This window comes from Streptomyces muensis, assembly GCF_021474425.1.
Taxonomy (GTDB): domain Bacteria; phylum Actinomycetota; class Actinomycetes; order Streptomycetales; family Streptomycetaceae; genus Streptomyces; species Streptomyces muensis.
The window spans coordinates 45395-64193 of record NZ_JAKEIP010000024.1 but is presented as its reverse complement, the minus strand read 5'-3'; the positions used below and the strand labels follow the sequence as shown (position 1 = coordinate 64193).

Here is an 18799-nt window from a genome sequence, read left to right as displayed (position 1 = left end):
ACCCGCCGCCCCGCCTCCACAGCCCGATCCACCACAAGATCCACCGTCGGCGCCAACCGCGCCAACACCCCCGTAGCGTCGAACGGATCAAGACTCAACAACCGCACCGTCGCACTGGCCGGCCCACTCACACTCTCGTACGCCGCACAGTAAGCCGCCTCGACGGCCCCCAACCCCGCGGCCCGAGCGGCCACCCCGAGCACCACCGGCTGATGGGCCCCCTTCGGAAACCGCCGAGCAAGGTCATCCAGCTCACCGGACGGCCACGTCGCCCGAGCGGCCCGCATCAACTGCCGCCCCAGCTTCCGCGCGGCCACCCGCAGCGCGGGCGACGGCGTCCGGGCATCGGCCGCCGCGTCCAGCGCCACCGCGTCCACCCCGACCGCGGCCGCCGCCGCGAGCGAGGCCGCGACCAGCCCCGCCGTGTGCAACCGCCCCCGGCAGAAGTCCTCCAGGCTCGCGGCCCCGGTGATCCGCCCGGCCTTGACGGCCTCCTCGGCCCCGCCGGAGTGCGCGTGCCCTCCGGCGGGGAAGCGGCCGTCGGCGAGGACGAGTAGTGCTGCCCGTGACATGGGATCCCGGCTCTCAGAAGAGGAAGTACCGCTGGGCCATGGGCAGTTCGGCGGCCGGCGCGGCCTCCACCAGCTCCCCGTCGATGTGCACGGCGAAGCTGTCGGGGTCCACCCGCACCTCGGGCCGCGCGTCGTTCTGCCGCATGTCGGCCTTGGTGACCCCACGCGTCGACTCGATGGCCACGAACCGCTTGCCGAGCTGGAGCCGCTCCGGAAGCCCGTCCTCGATGGCCAGCGGCGCCACGAAGTTGAACGAGTTGGCGGCGGGCGCCCGCCCGATCGCCCCGTACATCGGCCGCGGGAGGATCGGCTGCGGCGTCGGGATCGAGGCGTTGGCGTCGCCCATCTGCGCGTACGCGATCTGCCCGCCCTTGATGACGAGCTGCGGCTTGACCCCGAAGAACGCCGGCTCCCACAGCACCAGGTCGGCGAGCTTGCCGCTCTCCACGGAGCCGATCTCGCGGGCCAGGCCCTGCGCGAGCGCCGGGTTGATCGTGTACTTGGCGACGTACCGCCGCACCCGCTGGTTGTCGGCCCGCCCGTCGCCGGGCAGCGCGCCGCGGCGCCGCTTCATCACATGGGCGGTCTGCCAGGTCCGCATGACGACCTCGCCCACCCGGCCCATGGCCTGCGCGTCCGACGAGATGATCGAGATCGCGCCGAGGTCGTGCAGGACGTCCTCCGCGCCGATCGTCGACGGCCGGATCCGCGACTCGGCGAAGGCGAGGTCCTCGGGCACGGCCGCGTTGAGGTGGTGGCACACCATCAGCATGTCGAGGTGTTCCTCGGCGGTGTTGACGGTGAACGGCCGGGTCGGGTTGGTCGAGCTGGGCAGCACGTGCGGCTCGGAGACGACGGTCATGATGTCCGGCGCGTGCCCGCCGCCCGCGCCCTCGGTGTGGTACGCGTGGATGCCGCGTCCGGCGATGGCCGCCAGCGTGTCACCGACGAAGCCCGCCTCGTTCAGCGTGTCCGTGTGGATGGCGACCTGGATGCCGGTCCGGTCGGCGACGGTCAGCGAGGCGTCGATGACGGCGGGCGTGGAGCCCCAGTCCTCGTGCAGCTTCAGCCCGAGCGCGCCGCCTCGGATCTGGGACAGCATCGCCTCGTGGGAGACGGTGTTGCCCTTGCCGAGGAAGCCGATGTTGAGCGGGTACTGCTCCATCGCCTCCAGCATCCGGGCCAGGTGCCACGGGCCGGGCGTGACGGTGGTCGCCTTGGAGCCCTCGGCGGGTCCGGTGCCGCCGCCGACGAGGGTGGTGACGCCGGAGGACAGCGCCTCGTCGGCGATCTGCGGGCAGATGAAGTGGACGTGCGCGTCGATGGCGCCGGCCGTCAGGATCCGCCCGTTGCCGGCGATGATCTCGGTCTCGGGGCCGATGACGAGGTCGGGGTGGATCCCGTCCATGGTGTCGGGGTTGCCGGCCTTGCCGATGCCGGTGATCCGGCCGTCGCGGATGCCGACGTCGGCCTTGACGATGCCCCAGTGGTCGATGATCACGACGCCGGTGATCACCGTGTCGGGGGTGCCGTCGGCGCGGGTGGCCCGGGACTGGCCCATGGACTCGCGGATGACCTTGCCGCCGCCGAACACGGCCTCGTCCCCGGCGAGCCCGGGACCGCCGCTGCGGTCCTCCTCGATCTCGACGAGCAGATCGGTGTCGGCGAGCCGGATGCGGTCGCCGGTGGTCGGCCCGAACAGGTCGGCGTACGCGGCACGGGAGATCTCAGGCATCGAGGGCACCTCCGGTCTCGCCGCGCAGTCCGGGCACCACGCGGGCGCCGGTCAGCGGGACGAGTTCGACGTCGACGGGGATCCCGGGCTCGAAGCGCACGGCGGTGCCGGCGGCGACGTTGAGCCGCTTGCCGCGGGCTGCCGCGCGGTCGAACTCCAGGCCGGGGTTGGCCTCGGCGAAGTGGTAGTGGGAGCCGACCTGGACGGGCCGGTCGGCGGCGTTGAGGACGGTCAGCCGGGTGACGTCACGGCCCTCGTTGTAGACGATCGGGTCGGAAGCGAACAGGATCTCTCCGGGAATCACGGCAGCCCCCGTCAGACGATCGGGTCGTGGACGGTGACGAGCTTGGTGCCGTCCGGGAAGGTCGCCTCGACCTGGACGTCGTGGATCATCTCGGGGATGCCCTCCATGACGTCGTCCCTGGTGAGCAGCTTGCGTCCGGAGGACATGAGCTCGGCGACCGTACGGCCGTCCCGGGCGCCCTCGAGGATGTGCGACGTGATGAGGGCGACCGCCTCGGGGTGGTTCAGCCTCAGCCCACGGGCGCGGCGCTTCTCGGCCACGTCGGCCGCCACGTGGATGAGCAGCCTCTCTTGCTCGTGCGGGGTCAGTTGCACGTCCCACCTCACAGTCCTCGCTCCGGACCGTGCGGGGTCCGGTTGCCGCGGCCACGTGGCAAAGTGCCTGGTGGCGTGGATGGGCAGGCTAGTTGGACCGCGTTTCGAGCAAGTTAACCGAGCTGTGATCCACCGGTTGCGGTTCCTTCGTCCCGCATGCTGGTCAGCGCCCGCAGACCGTCCTGGAGGACCTCCACCGGCGCCGCCCCGAAGAGGGCCTGCTGGGCGATGAACCCCTGCACCGCGGCGATCATGGTGCGTGCCGCGTGTTCCGCGGGGATGTCCGACCGCATCATCCCGGCCTTCTGGTACGCCTCGACGGCCAGCACCCATCTCTCGCGCAGCTCCGTGTACACCTCCGTCAGAACGGCCGCCAGCTCCTCGTTGCGCACGGTCTCCGCCCAGACCTGCAGCATCAGGCGCGGGAACAGTGCTTCACCGTCGCTGTTCAGGGACGGCCAGACGCGCAGGGTCCGTCCCAGGACCAGGCCGACCAGGATGTCCGGCGGCGGAGGCGGGCTGTGCCGGGACACGTCCTCGAAGGCCGCGCGGATCTCGCCGAGCACCTCTTTGACGATCGCGGCGATGAGCTCGTCCTTGCCGCTGAAGTAGCGGTACACCGCGCCTGCCGACAGGTCGACCTCCTTCAGCACGTCCTGCATGGAGGTGGCGTGGAAGCCGTTGCGGGCGAAGAGCCGCGCGGCACCGTCGAGGATCTGCCGGCGGCGGGCGTCGAGGTGCTCCTGGGATACGCGTGCCATGGTCCACAAAGTAAAACGAACATTCCTTCTTGACAAGTGCGACGGGCGGCAGGACCGTGGAGGCACAAGCAAAACGAACGATCCTTCTTTTTACGCCACCTCCCCGAGGGAGCCCTCATGACCACCCCCTCCGCTACACCGCCCAGGAGCACCGCACATCGGCGTCTGGTCGCGGTCGTCCTCCTCGTCCCCGTCCTCGCCGCCCTCGCCCTGTGGGCCTTCGCCTGGCCCGCCGCCCGCACCGCTCCCCGCGACCTGCCTCTCGCGGTGGCCGGGCCGACCGCCGCCACCGCCCAGGTGGAGCGGCAACTCACACGGCACGAGGGCGCGTTCGAGATCCACCGCTACGCCGACGAGGCCGCCGCCAGGGAGGCCGTCGAGGACCGGACCGTGTACGGCGCTGTCGTCGTCGCCCCGCAGGGCCCGAAGCTGCTGACCGCGTCGGCCGCGAGTCCGGCCGTCGCCCAGCTGCTCCAGCAGGCGGTGGCACAGCAGGCCGCCGGCCAGGGCACGGAGGTCAGGACGGTCGACGTCGTGCCCGCGCCCACGTCGGACCCGCGCGGCTCCGCCCTCACCGCGAGCGTCCTGCCGCTCGCCCTGGCCGGCCTGGCGGCCGGCGCGGCGGTGACCCTGCTCGGACTGCGGGGCGTCCGTGCCGTGGGCGGCCTGGTCGGTGCCGCCGCGCTGATCGGCGTGATCGCGGCCTCGCTCGCGCACAGCTGGCTGGGCGTTCTCACCGGCGACTGGTGGGCCGAGGCCGGGGTGTTCGGCCTGACGACGCTGGCCGTGAGCGCCGCCGTCGCCGGTCTCGCCGCTCTGGTCGGGCCGGCCGGCGTCGGCCTCATGGCCGCGGTCGTGATGCTGGTCGGCAACCCCTTCTCCGGGGCCGCCTCGGCGCCGCAGATGCTGCCCGAGCCGGTCGGCGTGATCGGTCAGTGGCTGCCGCCCGGCGCGGGGACGACCCTGCTGCGCTCGGTGTCCTTCTTCGACGGCGCCGCGGCGACCGGCCCGGCCCTGACGCTGGCCTGGTGGGCCGCGCTCGGCCTGGGCGCCGTGCTGCTGGGCAGCACCCTCAGGAAGGCGCGTACGACGAGCACCGAGCCCACGACCGAGAGGGAGCCGGCCACCGTCGGCTGACCGATCGGCACACCGAAGCGACCGTGCACCCCCGCTGTAGCGGACGGGGGTGCACGGTCCTTTGCTTTCCGGTGGCCCGGGCGGCGGGCGCTACGAGGGGCTCGGTCCCCGATGCTCGGCGGCGATACCGAAGCGCTGCCGTTCGCGAGGAGCGGAAGCGACCTCGCGGACGCTGGAGACCGCGCTGATCACCTGCTCCTCGGCGAGTTCCGCCGGCTCTCCGAGTTTCTCCAGTCGCTCCAGGTCAGCGGCGGAGACAAGGGCGACGAGGGGCTTTCCGTGCCGCGTCACGACGACGCGTTCACCGCCGTACACCACGCGATTGATCAGATCGGCGAGCTCAGCCCTGGCTTGCGTCACCGGAATCTCGTAGGCCATGCTCCCCACATTACGTCATGTACGTCCTGTACATTTTTTACAGGCACCCCGCCAAGGGAGCGTGAGCCATGACCCGACCGACCGCCCGCCATGTGCTGCCCGAGTTCACGGAGCGCACGAGCACCGGCACCAGGACGCAGGACCCCTACTCGAAGCTGCTCGAGGAGCGGATCGTCTTCCTCGGCACACAGATCGACGACATCTCGGCGAACGACGTGATGGCCCAGTTCATGTACCTGGAGCACAAGGAACCCGACCGGGGCATCTCGCTGTACATCAACTCGCCGGGCGGCTCGTTCAGCGCCATGTCGGCGATCTACGACACCATGCGGTACGTCACCTGTGACGTGGAGACGATCTGCCTGGGCCAGGCCGGCGCGGCCGGCGCGGTGCTGCTCGCCGCGGGCACGCCGGGCAAGCGATTCGCGCTGCCGGGCGCCCGGGTGGTGATCCATCAGCCGGGACTGCCCGAGCCGATCGAGGGCCAGGCCAGCGATCTGGCCATCCAGGCCGCCGAACTGACGCGTGTTCGGACCCGTCTGGAGGAGATGCTCGCCCTGCACTCCGGACGCAGCCGCGAGCAGGTGAGCGAGGACATCGAGCGGGACAAGGTCCTCAGCGCCCAGGAGGCGCTGGAGTACGGGCTGGTGGACGCGATCATCCCCAGCCGCAAGACCACCCTCGCGCCGCCCACGGGGCGGTGATCGGCCGGTGCTTCCACCCGAGCTGCCGCCGTTGCCCGCGCTGACCCGCGCGGAGGGCGAGTTGATCGACCGTTACCTCGACGCCGTGGACCTGCTGGGCCGGATCAACCCGGGCCGGCACGGCGACACCTACAGCGGACTGCGCGCCGCCCAGGCGCTCGTGAGCAGGGCCGTCGAGCTCCGGGACGCGCTGGCGCTGATGCATCAGCGGGGCGAGACGGAGCTGCACGCTCCCACGCTGGCGCGTGCGTTGCGCGTGCTGGACGGAGAGCGCCGCACGGCTCGCGTCACGGTGCCGCCGCGCTCGGACAGTTGACGACGTGTACAGACCGGTTCCGGACGTCTCGACCCACTGACGAGGCGTCCGGAACGGAGCTGAAACGCACCAAACGACGTACCCCCTTTCGGCGTAGCCACGTCTCCTTTTGCGCGCCCGTCAAGGTTGCACAACGGGCATGACCCCGAGTCGGAATCCGGCGTTCCGTCCCTGGTCCGGGGCTCGTTGGGCGCCTGGACACCCACTCGAACAGGGGGGTGTCCACCCGAACGGGTGAGTGGTGAGTAACGCCACAAATCCCCGGTTCCGTTGGGATTTTCGTTCAACCGTGCGTCAAGATCCCTGTCTGACGACAAGCCCCCGCCACAGCGGCGGGGCGGTCCGGGCGGACGCCGAGTCCTGCCGCCGCCCGGATGACCGGTCGACAGGAGTGGATCGGCAGGAGTGGAGGACCCGAGCAAGACGGGTCGCCGGAGCGGACGTTCGTTCGAGCCGAGCAACCCTTGGGGTGAAGCCGCGGCAACGCGGCCGGGCAACTTCGCCAGCCCGAATCCGACAGGTCATCCTTCACAGGCGGCTGACGAAGGGTTGCGCATGACTGCGCTCAATCGTGTCCCGTCGCTCATGGCCCGGGCCGGAACGGCCTCGGCTCTCACCATCGCCGCGGTGGGCGGCTCGATAGTGGCACCCGGCTTCGCCCCCGAGGCCGAAGCGGCCACGCCGGCGACGAAGGCACTCCAGGTCGCGGCCTCCAAGAAGGGCTCCCCGTACAAGTGGGGCGCCACGGGGCCGAACCGATTCGACTGCTCCGGGCTGACGCTGTACTCGTTCAAGAAGGCGGGCAAGAAACTGCCCCGTACGGCGGCCCAGCAGTACAACAAGACCCGCCACATCTCCGCCAAGAACCGCAAGGCCGGAGACCTGGTGTTCTTCCACTCGGGGTCGTACGTCTACCACGTCGGCATCTACGCCGGGAAGGGAAAGATCTGGCACTCCCCGAAGAGCGGGGACGTGGTGAAGCTGCAGAAGATCTGGACCAGGAGCGTCTGGTACGGCCGGGTCAAGTGACCTTCCCGGGGGCGGTGACGGCGGCCTGACACGTCGTCACCGCCGCCGGGGCCATCAGACGGCCCTCACAGCGCCGACAGCGGCCCCGCGAGCAGTGCACCGCCGAAGACCGTCAGCGCGGCGCCGGTGACGGTCGTGACGGCCCGGGCGGCCCGCGGGCGACGCAGCCACCTGCCGAGCCGATCCACGAGCAGCGCGACCACCTGGAACCACACCAGGGCCATCGCGAGCACGATCAGCGCGAGCAGCAGGGTCCGGGGCAGCGCGGGAGCGCCCGCGGGCACGAACTGGGGCAGCACGCTGAGGAAGGTCAGGGACGCCTTCGGGTTGAGGGCGTTGGTCACGAAGCCCTGCCGCAGCGGTCGCGCGGTGGAGCCCTCGCGCTCCTCCACGACCTCGGCACGCCGTTGCCGCAGCGTCTGGACACCGAGATACAACACATAGACGCCGCCGACCACTTGGAGCGCACGAAACAGCGCCGGCACGGCGGCCAGCACCGCGGCGACCCCCACCACCGCCAGCGTCACATGCACCAGCAGCCCCGCCCCGATCCCGAGCGCGCAGGCGATGCCGGCCCGGCGGGAGACCAGGGCGTTGCGTACGACGACGGTGAAGTCGGCCCCGGGCATGGCGACCAGGCCGGCGGAGACCCCGGTGAAGGCGATGAGCGATGCGTCCATGTCCGTCAGCCTGCCGCGTGGGAGCCTTCAGCAGGTATTTCGAATATCCTGGGAGTGCCTAAAGCATCACTTAACCCACTCCACCCCAGGGACTCTGATGTACGACCCGGTCCGGCTCGCCGCACTCGTGGCGGTCGCGGAGGCGGGTTCGATCACCCGGGCCGCCGAGCGGCTCGGCTACACCACGCCCGCCCTCTCCCAGCAGCTGGCCAAGCTGGAGCGCGAGGCAGGCACCGCCCTTCTGGTACGGCACCACCGCGGGGCCCGGCTGACGGGTGCCGGCGAGCTGCTGGTGGCCCGGGCACGACGAGTGCTCGACGAGCTGGAACGAGCGCGGCACGAACTGGCCCGACTGACCGGCCTGACCGGCGGCACCCTCCGACTGGGCACCTTCCAGACGGCAGGCATCCACCTCCTGCCCCCGGCTCTCAGCGCCTTTCGCCGAGCCCATCCGGACGTGGAGCTTACGGTCGCCGACTACGAACCGTCGGCCGGTGTCGCGGCGGTGGCGGCGGGCGAGATCGACCTGGCCCTGACACACGCCTACGAACCGGGAGAACCGCCCCCGCTCCCCGCCTCGATCACCGTCGAGCCGATCCTCGTCGAGGAACTCGTCCTGGTGTCCGCCCCGGGCCACGCCCTCACCACCGGCACCGCACGGCTGCCCCTGACCGAACTCGCCGACCAGCCCCTGATCAGCATGGCCCCGGACGCTCCGGCCCGCCGGGCTGTCGAGACGGCCCTGACCAGAGCCGGGGCCACCCCTTCGGTACTCGTCCCGACACCGGGCTACCTACTGGTCTGCGCGCTGGCCAGCGCGGGCCTGGGAGTGGCGGTCGTACCGGAGATGGTGGCGCGCACATCGGTGACTCCGGTGGGGGTACGAGCGCTGGAGGGCGGGCAACTGCGCCGTACGATCTCGATCGCATACCGCGAGGAAGAGACGACACCCGCGGCGGACGCCTTCCGAGCAGTGCTGGGGGCCACTTTCAACAGAGCCCAGCAGTCCCAACCCTAAGGGGCGCGGGGAACTGCGCGACCAGCCACAACGGACCCGCAGACAACACACAACCCCTCACGGCTCAGGCGCCGCAGGCACCGGCACAGTCCAGGGCAGTTCAATGGAAACCGTCTTCCCACCCTCCCGCGTAGGCCGCACTCTGAGCCTGCCGCCACACTCCGCCGTCAGCCAGCGGATGATGACCATCCCGCGCCCGTTGTCCTGCTGAACCGCGGCCGGCAGCCGCTTGGGAAACCGGGGATGACTGTCCGTCACCCCGATGCGCAGGTGTTCGTCACGGTCGAGCGCGAGGTCCACCGTGAAGGTGGGTGACTGCCCGAGGGTGTGCTGTACGGCGTTGGTGGTGAGTTCGGAGACGATCAGGCGGATGGTGTCGGCCACTTCCGTCTCCGGTGGCAGTCCCCACTCGGCGAGAGTGGTGACCACGTAGTCCCGGGCCGCGGAGACCGAGGCGGGATCGCTCGGCAGAGTGACGGATGCTTCCAGATGATCTGCCATGGCGACGTCGTCCCTTTCCCACGGGACCGCAGTCCGACACGGAGCGGAGGGTTCGAGTACGGTCCCGGACTGGTGCTTCGTCGCCAGACTGCCATTACCGCGACCGTCAGGAGTGGCGATCCACCAAGATATGCATATATCTGTCGCTCGAAGCGGTGAACTCTGCGACGGCAGAGCGTATTTGGGCGGCTCGGTTGGAGTAAGGAGTTGCCCATGCAGCACGGTCCCGCGGTGCGCCGCCGGAAACTGGGCGCGGAACTGCGTGCGTTGCGCACCGGGGCGGGGCTCACCAGTGGTGAGGCGGCCCGGCTGGTGGGCTGGCACCAGTCCAAGGTGAGCCGGATCGAGACCGGCGCCAGCGGGGTGAAACCGGCCGATGTGCGGTTACTGCTCGACGCCTACGGCGTACAGGACGCCCGGCTACGGGAGTTGCTGCTGGTGCTGGCGGGCTCGGACGAGGGTGGCGGTCGTCATCACTGGTGGCACGCGTACCGCGGAGTGCTGCCGCCGACGTACCGCGACTTCATCAGCCTGGAGTCCCAGGCGAGCGCGATGCGCACGCTGGAGACCTCCGTGGTGCCCGGTCTTCTGCAGACGCCCGAGTACGCGCGGGCGGTGACCCGGGCCGCGGTGGGCGGGCTCGACGACGACGCCGACGAACGTCTGGAGGCGCTGGTCGCGGTCCGTCTGGCCAGGCAGGACGTGCTGCGCGTGGATCCGCCGCTGGAGCTGAGCGCGGTGCTCGACGAGGCGGTGCTGCGCCGGGAGATCGGCGGGCCGGAGGTCATGGCGCGGCAGCTGGGACGGCTGGTGGAGGCGGCGCGGTTGCCCCAAGTCCGGTTGCAGGTACTGCCGTTCGCGGCCGGTGAGCATGTCGGCATCACCGGGCCTTTCGTTATCTTCTCATTTTCGCGCACTTCTGATCTGGATGTGGTTGTTCTCGACCACTTGACGAGTAGCCTCTATCTCGAACGGAAAGAAGACCTCCAGGCCTACACGGAGGCCTTCAACGCCCTTCGGATCCACGCCCTTTCGCCCGAGGAATCGATGGATTACATCGCCGCGCTCGCCGGCGGCGCGTAAGGAGGCACCATGACCGCACTGCCTCGGAACGTGACCTCAAGTACCGATCTGCTCGGTGCCCGATGGCTGCGCAGCAGCTACAGCACCGGAGCGAACAACTGCGTCGAGACGGCGCGGCAGCACTCCGGCCCGTGGACCGGGCTGCTCGCCGTGCGCGACTCCAAGGACCCGGCCGGACCCGCGCTGCTCTTCTCCCCCGAGAGCTGGACGGGCTTCACGACCGCGTTCCAGTCCTGACCACACCGATCAAGTCCGACCGATTCTGATCGATCTACTTTCTGATCGATCCCACTCTGATCAGTTCCGACTGATGCGACGGCAGGGCCGTGTCACGCCGACTCATGGTCGTGTCTCGCCGATCACCCGTACAGCGCGTTCGATCTGCCCCTCGGAGAGGTCCGCGCGGGCGGTCAGCCTCAGCCGTGAGATGCCGTCGGGAACGGAGGGAGGACGGAAGCAGCCCACGGCGAGGCCCGCCGCACGGCAGTCGGCCGCCCAGAGCACGGCCTCTTCGGGGGACGGCGCGCGCACGGAGACGACCGCGGCGTCCGGACGTACGGCTTCCAGACCCGCGGCCGTCAGCCGCGTGTGCAGTTCGCTCGCCACCATGCGCGCCCGTGCCGCGCGCTCCGGCTCACGGCGCAGCAACCTCAGTGCCGCCAGGGCCGCGCCCGCCGCAGCGGGGGCGAGGCCCGTGTCGAAGATGAACGTCCGGGCAGCGTTGACCAGGTGGTCGATGACCCGGGCGGGGCCGAGGACGGCGCCGCCCTGGCTGCCGAACGACTTGGACAGCGTGACCGTGACGACGACGTCGTCGGCGCCCGCGAGCCCCGCGGCGTGCGGGGCTCCACGGCCGCCGTCGCCCAGCACGCCAAGGCCGTGGGCGTCGTCGACGACAAGACCGGCGCCGTGTTCCCGGCACACCTCGGCGAACCGGGCCAGCGGGGCCGCGTCGCCGTCGACCGAGAAGACCGTGTCGGAGACGACGACGGCGGGACCGTCGTACGTATGGAGCGCCTTGCGCACGGCGTCCGGTTCGGAGTGCGCCACGACCTGTGTCGTGCCCCGGGCCAGTCGGCAGCCGTCGATCAGCGAGGCGTGGTTGCCCGCGTCCGAGACGATCAGCGAGCCGTGCGGCGCCAGCGCGGTGACCGCGGCGAGGTTGGCCGCATAGCCCGACGAGAAGACCAGGGCCGCCTCGAAGCCGCAGAAGTCGGCAAGCTCGCGCTCCAGCTCGGCGTGCAGCTCCGTCGTGCCCGTGACGAGCCGGGACCCGGTCGCGCCGCCGCCCCACGTCCGCGCGGCCCGCGCCGCGCCCTCGGTGACCTCGGGATGGCGGGCCAGACCCAGGTAGTCGTTGCTCGCGAGATCGAGGAGCGGCGACTCGGCGGGGCGTGGGCGCAGGGTCCGTACGAGTCCGGCGCGGCGGCGCAGTTCCGCCTGCTCGTCGATCCAGCCGAACGCCATGACTCCTCCGGGCTTTTGTAGGCAGTGCACAGACACTAGTCGCGGGGTCGACGGCCCACGGTGTGGCAATACCCACACATCGAAGTGACAGGGTTGTCCGAAGTCTCCTTGGCTCGGAGGCCCTCCGTGCGTAAGGATCAGCTCCCATGGACCTGCTGAACACGCTGGTGGACAAGGGGCTTCGGCGCGAGCTGCCGACCCGCGAGGAAGCCTTGGCCGTCCTCGCCACTTCCGACGACGACCTGCTCGATGTGGTGGCCGCGGCCGGGAAGGTGCGCCGGCACTGGTTCGGCCGACGGGTGAAACTCAACTATCTCGTCAACCTGAAGTCCGGGCTGTGCCCCGAGGACTGCTCCTACTGCTCCCAGCGCCTCGGCTCGACCACCGGCATCCTGAAGTACACCTGGCTGAAGCCCGACGAGGCCTCCCAGGCCGCGGCCGCCGGTTTGGCGGGTGGCGCCAAGCGAGTCTGTCTGGTGGCGTCCGGGCGCGGCCCGACCGACCGTGACGTGGACCGGGTCGCGGGCACCATCAAGGCGATCAAGGAGCAGAACGAGGGCGTCGAGGTGTGCGCCTGCCTCGGACTGCTCTCCGACGGCCAGGCGGAGCGGCTGCGCGAGGCCGGCGCCGACGCCTACAACCACAACCTCAACACCTCCGAGGCCACCTACGGCGAGATCACCAGCACGCACACCTACGCCGACCGTGTCGACACCGTGAACAAGGCGCACGCGGCCGGTCTGTCCGCCTGCTCCGGTCTGATCGCGGGCATGGGCGAGAGCGACGAGGACCTGGTCGACGTCGTCTACTCGCTGCGCGAGCTGGACCCGGACTCGGTACCGGTCAACTTCCTGATCCCGGTCGAGGGCACCCCGCTGGCCAAGGAGTGGAACCTCACCCCGCAGCGCTGCCTGCGCATCCTGGCGATGGTCCGCTTCGTCTGTCCGGACGTCGAAGTGCGGATCGCCGGTGGCCGGGAGGTCCACCTCCGCACGATGCAGCCCCTCGCCCTGCACCTGGCCAACTCGATCTTCCTCGGTGACTACCTCACGACCGAGGGCCAGGCCGGCAAGGCCGACCTGGAGATGATCGCGGACGCCGGCTTCGAGGTGGAGGGCGCCGACCAGGTGACGCTGCCTGAGCACCGGGTGGACCGGGTCGGCGGCGGCTGTGGTTCGCACGAGACCGCGGGCTGCGGGTCCCACGAGAGCGCCGGGTGCGGGTCGCACGAAGGGGGCGGGGTGTGCGGTACGGCCGCTGCCGCCGCCGCTGCCGTCCCGGGCAACGAGCCGCGCACCGACCTGGTCGCCGTACGCCGCCGGGGTGCCGGAACGGACCTCGCGCCCAATGCCTGACCCGCGCGCCGTGCCCGAGCTGACCGTGCCCGAGCTGCTGGAGCTCGACCGGCGGCACGTCTGGCATCCGTACGGCCCCATGCCCGGCCGTGTCGAGCCGCTGGTCGTGGAGTCGGCGAGCGGCGTGCGGCTGAAACTGGCGGACGGCTCGGGTGAGCTGGTCGACGGCATGTCGTCCTGGTGGTCGGCGATCCACGGCTACAACCACCCGGTGCTCAACGAGGCCGCGCACGAGCAGCTGGCGCGCATGAGCCATGTCATGTTCGGCGGGCTCACGCACGAGCCCGCCGTACGACTGGCGAAGCTCCTTGTCGACATGTCGCCCGACGGCCTTGAGCATGTGTTCCTCGCCGACTCCGGGTCCGTGTCGGTCGAGGTCGCGGTCAAGATGTGCCTGCAGTACTGGCGTTCGCTGGGCCGGCCGGGCAAGCAGCGGCTGCTGACCTGGCGCGGCGGCTACCACGGCGACACCTGGCAGCCGATGTCGGTGTGCGACCCCGAGGGCGGGATGCACGAGCTGTGGACCGGTGTGCTGCAGCGGCAGGTGTTCGCGGACCCGCCGCCGACGGAGTACGACGAGTCGTACGCCGACCATCTGCGGTCGCTGATCGAGCGGCACGCCGACGACCTGGCGGCGGTGATCGTCGAGCCGGTCGTGCAGGGCGCGGGCGGCATGCGCTTCCACTCTCCCGCGTATCTGCGGGTGCTGCGCGAGGCGTGCGACGCGCACGACGTACTGCTCGTCCTCGACGAGATCGCGACCGGGTTCGGGCGCACGGGCGCGCTGTTCGCGGCGGACCACGCGGCGGTGACGCCGGATGTGATGTGCGTGGGCAAGGCGCTGACCGGCGGTTACATGACGATGGCGGCCACGCTGTGCACCTCGCGGGTGGCCGAGGGGATCTCACGGGGCGAGGTTCCGGTGCTGGCGCACGGACCGACCTTCATGGGCAATCCACTGGCGGCGGCCGTGGCCTGCGCCTCGATCGAGCTGCTGCTCGGCCAGGACTGGCAGGCCGAGGTCAAGCGGATCGAGGCCGGGCTGTGGGAAGGACTGGCCCCCGCGGCGGACATTCCGGGCGTGAAGGACGTGCGGGTCCTCGGTGCCATCGGGGTCGTCCAGCTCGACCACGGCGTGGACATGCGCGCGGCCACGGCCGCCGCCGTGCGCGAGGGCGTGTGGCTGCGGCCGTTCCGCGACCTCGTCTACACGATGCCGCCGTACGTCACGGGTGACGCGGACCTCGCACGGATCGCCCGCGCGGTGTGCGCGGCGGCGCGGGAGGGCTGACATGCCGGTACTGGTGATCACGGGCACGGGCACGGAGGTCGGCAAGACGGTCACGACCGCCGCCGTCGCGGCGACCGCGGTGGCGGCGGGCCGGTCGGTGGCGGTGCTGAAGGCCGCGCAGACGGGCGTACGGCCGGACGAGCGCGGGGACGCGGAGGAGGTCGCGCGCCTCGCGGGCGCCGTGACGACCGCGGAAGTCGCCCGCTATCCCGAGCCGCTGGCCCCCGCGACGGCCGCGCGACGGGCCGGTCTCGCCCCCGTGCGGCCGCACGAGATCGCCGAGGCCGCCGCCAAGCTGGCCACCGGGCACGACCTGGTGCTGGTGGAGGGGGCGGGTGGGCTGTTGGTCCGCTTCGACGAGGCGGGCGGCACCCTGGCCGACGCGGCCGAGGTGATGGCGGCGCCGGTCCTGGTGGTGGCGTCGGCGGGGCTCGGCACACTGAACACGACGGAGCTGACGGCACGCGAACTGCGCCGCCGGCGGCTCGACCTGCTCGGCGTCGTGATCGGCAGCTGGCCCGAGGCACCCGATCTGGCGTCGCGCTGCAATGTCGCCGACCTGCCGGACGTGGCGGCGGCACCGCTGCTGGGCGCGGTTCCGGCGGGCGCGGGGGCGCTGACGCCCGCCGACTTCCGCGCCGGGGCGCCGGGCTGGCTTGCGCCGCGGCTGTTCGGGACGTGGGACGCGGAGGGGTTCCGGGGGCGGGAGGCGCCCTGACGAGGTCTGGATGTCAGAGCCTCGTGGAAGGTCGGATGACGCCTGAGATTTGGGCCTGTCCGCAGAACCTTGCCGGGTTCGCCCGCGACTTCTCCTAGGTCTGGACTGCGTCGTTCCCGTCGGTCTCGGTGACGATCCGCACCAGCTCGATGCGGGAGCGGATGCCCAGCCGGGTGAAGACGCCGCGCAGATGGTGGTCGATGGTGCGGGGGCTCAGGGCGAGACGGGCGGCGATCTCGCGGTTGGTGGCGCCCTCGGCGGCCATCCGGGCGATCAGGAGTTGCTGGGCTGTGAGGCGATGGGCGGTCGGGGTGTCGGCGCCGCTGCGCGCCGGAGTGCCCAGGGCGCGGAGTTCGGTGCGGGCCTGGGCCGCGCAGTGCGGGGCGCCGAAGGAGTCGAACGCCTCCAGGGCGCTGTGCAGCCGGTCGCGGGCCTCCGTGCGGCGGCGCAGTCGACGCAGGGCGCTGCCGAACAGCAGCTCCGTACGGGCGCGTTCGAAGTCGCGGGTGCCGCGGGAGTGCAGGCCGAGGGCCGTGCGGTAGTGGTCCACGGCTTCGGCGCCGGGGGCGAGCAGGGCGCGGCAGCGGGCGCTGAGGGCGAGGTCGTCGGGGCTGCGTACGGCGTTCGCCCAACGGTCGTAGTCGGCGTGCGCGACCCGGGCGACCCGGGTGTCACCGGTGCGGACGGCCGCCTCGACGTAGTGCGGGGTGGCGAGATGGCGGATGGCGCGGTGGCCGTGTCCGGGCCCGAATCCGGCCAGGGCACGCAGTCGTGCCGCAGCGGCATCGAAGCGGCCACTGCTCAGGTCGAGGAAGGCGAGCGCCCACTGGGCGAGCGCGGCGGGCAGGCCGAGGCCGTGGGCGAGGGCGTACGACCGTGCCGTCGCGGCGCGTTCGCGGCAGAGGTCCGCGTCCGCGGTGAGCGCCGCGAACATCGCGAGGGCTGCCCGGAGATGACAGGCCCCGTTGTCCTGACCGGTGGCGTGGGCCTGCCAGAGCCCGTCCAGCGCGGCGGCCTCGCCGGCCCGCGGGCGCCCCGTCCAGAAGTCGGCGTACGCACGGAACTCCATCGCCTGCGCCACGGCCACCGGGGTGCCCCTGGCCCGCGCGGAGGCGGCCGCGCGGACGGTCGCGGTGGCCGCGCGGGTGTGGTCGCCGAGGAGCAGGTCGGCGATCCCGGCGTGGATCAGGACGGTCGGATCACCGCCCGGCCCGCACTGCGCGGCCGCCGCACTCAGCAGGTCACGCGCGTCCGCATACCGCCCGTCGAACGCGGCCACGAGCCCGCCGAGCGTGCCGGGCGGCACGAGCCCGAGCCGATCGGCGACCTGCGTCGCCTCGCGCAGCCGGCGCAGGTCGCCCGTGTAGATCGCGGCTTCGGTGGCGCGGGCGAGGAGGTGGTCGGCACGGGCCGAGGCGGGTGCGGAGACATGGACGCCTGCTGGGGCGGCGGCAGTTGAGACGAGACGGGCCGCGTGCGGTGCGCGCACCGTGTTGGCGGCAACGGAAGCATCAGCGACACCGGCAGGATCGGCGACATCGGCGGTGACGGCGGCACCGGCGGTAACTGCGGGAACAACCGCGGATCCGGCTTGGGCTCGGGCCGTGAGCCGTGAGGATGCCCTGCCGGTGGTCGCCCGGGAGGCCTCGTCCACCCCGGCGTCAGCCGCTCCGGCTCCAGACCCCACGCCGTCGTCCGGACCCACGAGCATCGCCCGTGAACCCCCGCCCACCACCCCCGTCAGCAACGCGTCGAACGCCTCCGACGCGTTCCCAGCCCGCAGCGCGAGCACCCCGGTCAGCGCGTCGTCGGCGTGGGCGGCGGCCAACCCGCGTGCCCGGTCGCCGTCGCCGGACAGCCAGGCGTAGGCGGCGGCGCGGGCGACCAGGCGGGCCTGCTCGGCCGGGTCGGGGCAGAGCACGGCGGCGCGCTCCGCCAGGGCCCGTGCCAAGGAGAGCCGCCCTCCCGTACCCGCCTTGTGCGCGGCGGCGCCGAGTTCCGCCGCCAGTCGGCCGCTGGGCCCGAGCGCGCCCGCGCCCCGGTGCCAGGAGCGCCACGGTGTCTCGCCCGCGCCGCCCAGCACGCGGGCCAGCAGACGGTGGACGTCACGGCGGTCGGCCGGGGACCCGCTCTCGTACGCCGCGATCCGCGTCCACGCGTCGCGGAACACGACCCCGCCCGCTCCGGCGTGCGCGATCCCGGCCGACTCCGCGGCGTCCAGGGACCGGGTGTCGAGGCGGGCGGCCATGACGGCGCGCAGGAAGGCGTCCGTGGGGACCGGGTACTGATCGGCCGCGGCGAGCAGCAGCAACAGACGTGTCTCGTCCGGCAACGTCCTGATCTCCGCCCGGCGTTCGCGCAGCAGCAGCGGGGCCAGTGCGGCGGGGTCCGTCGGGAGCGGGTCGATGCCTGCGGCCTGGCGGTCGGTCAGGAGCGGGACCGCCTCGACGGCGGCACGCGGATCGCCGTAAACCGCACGCAGCACCCGTACCCGGACGCCTTCGGGGAGCGGGGCGGCCAGTTGGCGCCACGCTTCGGCCGGTCGCGGTGGCGAAGTGCGGTCAAGAGGCGGGGGGTTCACCGGAGTCACCACACAAATGACGTTACTGGCGAGTTAATTGAACCGTAAAGACCGGCGATTTCGCCGATGCGGCGCGCGTAGACCCGCTTGACACTCCTGGCAACCCCACACGTTTCAGGAGGCATCATGCAGCGCCGCACGCGTCGCATGGCCACGGCCCTCACGGCCCTGGCCTCATCGCTCCTTCTGTCACTCACCCTCTCCCCCACACCCGCGCACGCCGCGTCCCACGACCCCGTCGTCTTCGTGCACGGCCTGAGCAGCTCGGCGAGCAGCTGGGACGACTGGGCCGGCTACTTCAAGGCCGACGGCTACACGTCGGCCGAGCTGGACGCCTGGTCGTACGACTGGGCCCAGTCGAACGCCACCACCGCCCAGCAGCTCGCGACCGAGATCAGAAACGTGCTCGCCCGGACCGGCGCCTCGAAGGTCGACCTGGTCGTCCACTCCATGGGCGCGCTCAGCTCCCGCTACTACCTCAAGAACCTGGGCGGGACGTCGTACGTCGACGACTTCGTCTCCACGGCCGGCGTGAACCACGGCACGTCCACCGCCTCGTGGTGCGCGTGGCTGTACACGTCCTGCGCGGAGATGAACACCGGCAGCTCGTTCCTGTCCGCCCTGAACTCCGGCGACGAGACCCCGGGCGGCGTGTCGTACGCCAGTTACTGGTCGAACTGCGACGACGCGCTCACACCCGACACCACCGCGATCCTGAGCGGCGCCACGAACGTCGAGGTCGGCTGCGTGTCGCACACCGACATGAACAACGATCACGGCGTGTACGAGCAGGTCCGGGACTTCATCGGCTAGCCGCCGCGGCGGCGGGGGGTGCGTCGGCCCCGTACGGGGGAC

General features: G+C 71.7%; 21 protein-coding genes and 1 riboswitch. Of the genes, 11 read left to right on the top strand and 10 right to left on the bottom strand.

Annotation, left to right across the window (positions count from 1 at the left end):
* The 5 genes from L0P92_RS09750 to L0P92_RS09730 form a co-directional block, all read right to left on the bottom strand.
* Nucleotides 1-572 (bottom strand): urease accessory protein UreF (locus tag L0P92_RS09750; RefSeq protein ID WP_234762130.1); only part of this gene is annotated, 572 nt, incomplete at its 3' end.
* Between the two features lie 13 nt (nucleotides 573-585).
* Nucleotides 586-2307, bottom strand: coding sequence for an urease subunit alpha (locus L0P92_RS09745; RefSeq protein WP_234762129.1), 1722 nt, complete (start codon nucleotides 2305-2307; stop codon nucleotides 586-588).
* A complete protein-coding gene (locus L0P92_RS09740) occupies nucleotides 2300-2611 on the bottom strand; it encodes an urease subunit beta (RefSeq protein WP_234762128.1) in 312 nt (103 codons plus the stop codon). The genes L0P92_RS09745 and L0P92_RS09740 overlap by 8 nt, the downstream gene beginning before the upstream one ends.
* A gap of 11 nt (nucleotides 2612-2622) precedes the next feature.
* Entirely contained in the window at nucleotides 2623-2925 is a 303-nt protein-coding gene (locus L0P92_RS09735; protein ID WP_028808600.1) for an urease subunit gamma, read from the bottom strand.
* 113 nt (nucleotides 2926-3038) lie between these two features.
* The gene (locus L0P92_RS09730) at nucleotides 3039-3686 is read right to left on the bottom strand and encodes a TetR/AcrR family transcriptional regulator (protein WP_234762127.1); all 648 of its coding nucleotides are present in this window, start codon (nucleotides 3684-3686) and stop codon (nucleotides 3039-3041) included.
* Between the two features lie 117 nt (nucleotides 3687-3803).
* On the opposite strand from L0P92_RS09730, the gene L0P92_RS09725 reads away from it, so the two are divergent.
* Nucleotides 3804-4823: an ABC transporter permease gene (locus tag L0P92_RS09725; RefSeq protein WP_234762126.1), complete on the top strand. Its 1020-nt coding sequence runs from the start codon at nucleotides 3804-3806 to the stop codon at nucleotides 4821-4823.
* A 90-nt stretch (nucleotides 4824-4913) separates the two neighbouring features.
* On the opposite strand, the gene L0P92_RS09720 is transcribed toward L0P92_RS09725, so the two are convergent.
* Entirely contained in the window at nucleotides 4914-5201 is a 288-nt protein-coding gene (locus L0P92_RS09720) for a type II toxin-antitoxin system Phd/YefM family antitoxin (protein ID WP_217214062.1), read from the bottom strand.
* A 68-nt stretch (nucleotides 5202-5269) separates the two neighbouring features.
* Here L0P92_RS09720 and L0P92_RS09715 point away from each other — a divergent pair, with 68 nt between their 5' ends.
* The 3 genes from L0P92_RS09715 to L0P92_RS09705 all read left to right on the top strand — a co-directional run bounded on the left by L0P92_RS09715 (nucleotide 5270) and on the right by L0P92_RS09705 (nucleotide 7250).
* The gene (locus tag L0P92_RS09715; protein ID WP_234762125.1) at nucleotides 5270-5905 is read left to right on the top strand and encodes an ATP-dependent Clp protease proteolytic subunit; all 636 of its coding nucleotides are present in this window, start codon (nucleotides 5270-5272) and stop codon (nucleotides 5903-5905) included.
* A 7-nt stretch (nucleotides 5906-5912) separates the two neighbouring features.
* Nucleotides 5913-6221, top strand: coding sequence for a hypothetical protein (locus L0P92_RS09710; RefSeq protein WP_234762124.1), 309 nt, complete (start codon nucleotides 5913-5915; stop codon nucleotides 6219-6221).
* A gap of 419 nt (nucleotides 6222-6640) precedes the next feature.
* A riboswitch (cyclic di-AMP (ydaO/yuaA leader) is annotated at nucleotides 6641-6773 on the top strand.
* A 3-nt stretch (nucleotides 6774-6776) separates the two neighbouring features.
* On the top strand, nucleotides 6777-7250 hold the full coding sequence (locus L0P92_RS09705; RefSeq protein WP_234762123.1) for a C40 family peptidase: 474 nt from the start codon (nucleotides 6777-6779) through the stop codon (nucleotides 7248-7250).
* A gap of 65 nt (nucleotides 7251-7315) precedes the next feature.
* Here L0P92_RS09705 and L0P92_RS09700 read toward each other — a convergent pair whose 3' ends face one another.
* Nucleotides 7316-7930, bottom strand: coding sequence for a LysE family translocator (locus tag L0P92_RS09700; RefSeq protein ID WP_234762122.1), 615 nt, complete (start codon nucleotides 7928-7930; stop codon nucleotides 7316-7318).
* 97 nt (nucleotides 7931-8027) lie between these two features.
* On the opposite strand from L0P92_RS09700, the gene L0P92_RS09695 reads away from it, so the two are divergent.
* On the top strand, nucleotides 8028-8948 hold the full coding sequence (locus L0P92_RS09695) for a LysR family transcriptional regulator (protein WP_234762121.1): 921 nt from the start codon (nucleotides 8028-8030) through the stop codon (nucleotides 8946-8948).
* A 57-nt stretch (nucleotides 8949-9005) separates the two neighbouring features.
* Here L0P92_RS09695 and L0P92_RS09690 read toward each other — a convergent pair whose 3' ends face one another.
* Nucleotides 9006-9449: an ATP-binding protein gene (locus L0P92_RS09690; RefSeq protein WP_234762120.1), complete on the bottom strand. Its 444-nt coding sequence runs from the start codon at nucleotides 9447-9449 to the stop codon at nucleotides 9006-9008.
* A gap of 213 nt (nucleotides 9450-9662) precedes the next feature.
* On the opposite strand from L0P92_RS09690, the gene L0P92_RS09685 reads away from it, so the two are divergent.
* Complete coding sequence (locus L0P92_RS09685) at nucleotides 9663-10532, top strand: helix-turn-helix domain-containing protein (RefSeq protein ID WP_234762119.1); 870 nt, start codon at nucleotides 9663-9665, stop codon at nucleotides 10530-10532.
* 9 nt (nucleotides 10533-10541) lie between these two features.
* Entirely contained in the window at nucleotides 10542-10769 is a 228-nt protein-coding gene (locus L0P92_RS09680; RefSeq protein WP_234762118.1) for a DUF397 domain-containing protein, read from the top strand.
* Between the two features lie 102 nt (nucleotides 10770-10871).
* Here the strand turns inward: L0P92_RS09680 and L0P92_RS09675 are convergent, their stop codons facing one another.
* Complete coding sequence (locus tag L0P92_RS09675; protein ID WP_234762117.1) at nucleotides 10872-11999, bottom strand: 8-amino-7-oxononanoate synthase; 1128 nt, start codon at nucleotides 11997-11999, stop codon at nucleotides 10872-10874.
* Nucleotides 12000-12145: 146 nt separating this feature from the next.
* On the opposite strand from L0P92_RS09675, the gene bioB reads away from it, so the two are divergent.
* Genes bioB through bioD form a run of 3 tightly spaced genes read left to right on the top strand, consistent with a single transcriptional unit; the run spans nucleotide 12146 to nucleotide 15363 of the window.
* Nucleotides 12146-13354 carry a biotin synthase BioB gene (bioB, locus tag L0P92_RS09670; protein WP_234762116.1) on the top strand — a complete coding sequence of 403 codons (1209 nt, stop codon included), beginning with the start codon at nucleotides 12146-12148 and terminating at the stop codon, nucleotides 13352-13354.
* The gene (locus L0P92_RS09665; protein ID WP_234762115.1) at nucleotides 13347-14645 is read left to right on the top strand and encodes an adenosylmethionine--8-amino-7-oxononanoate transaminase; all 1299 of its coding nucleotides are present in this window, start codon (nucleotides 13347-13349) and stop codon (nucleotides 14643-14645) included. The genes bioB and L0P92_RS09665 overlap by 8 nt, the downstream gene beginning before the upstream one ends.
* 1 nt (nucleotide 14646) lies before the next feature.
* Nucleotides 14647-15363 (top strand): dethiobiotin synthase, encoded by a 717-nt coding sequence (bioD, locus tag L0P92_RS09660; RefSeq protein ID WP_234762114.1) that lies wholly within the window; start codon nucleotides 14647-14649, stop codon nucleotides 15361-15363.
* A 94-nt stretch (nucleotides 15364-15457) separates the two neighbouring features.
* Here bioD and L0P92_RS09655 read toward each other — a convergent pair whose 3' ends face one another.
* A complete protein-coding gene (locus L0P92_RS09655) occupies nucleotides 15458-17956 on the bottom strand; it encodes a helix-turn-helix transcriptional regulator (protein ID WP_372497225.1) in 2499 nt (832 codons plus the stop codon).
* Between the two features lie 114 nt (nucleotides 17957-18070).
* Here L0P92_RS09655 and L0P92_RS09650 point away from each other — a divergent pair, with 114 nt between their 5' ends.
* Nucleotides 18071-18757, top strand: coding sequence for an esterase/lipase family protein (locus L0P92_RS09650; protein WP_234762112.1), 687 nt, complete (start codon nucleotides 18071-18073; stop codon nucleotides 18755-18757).
* Nucleotides 18758-18799 lie beyond the last annotated feature (42 nt).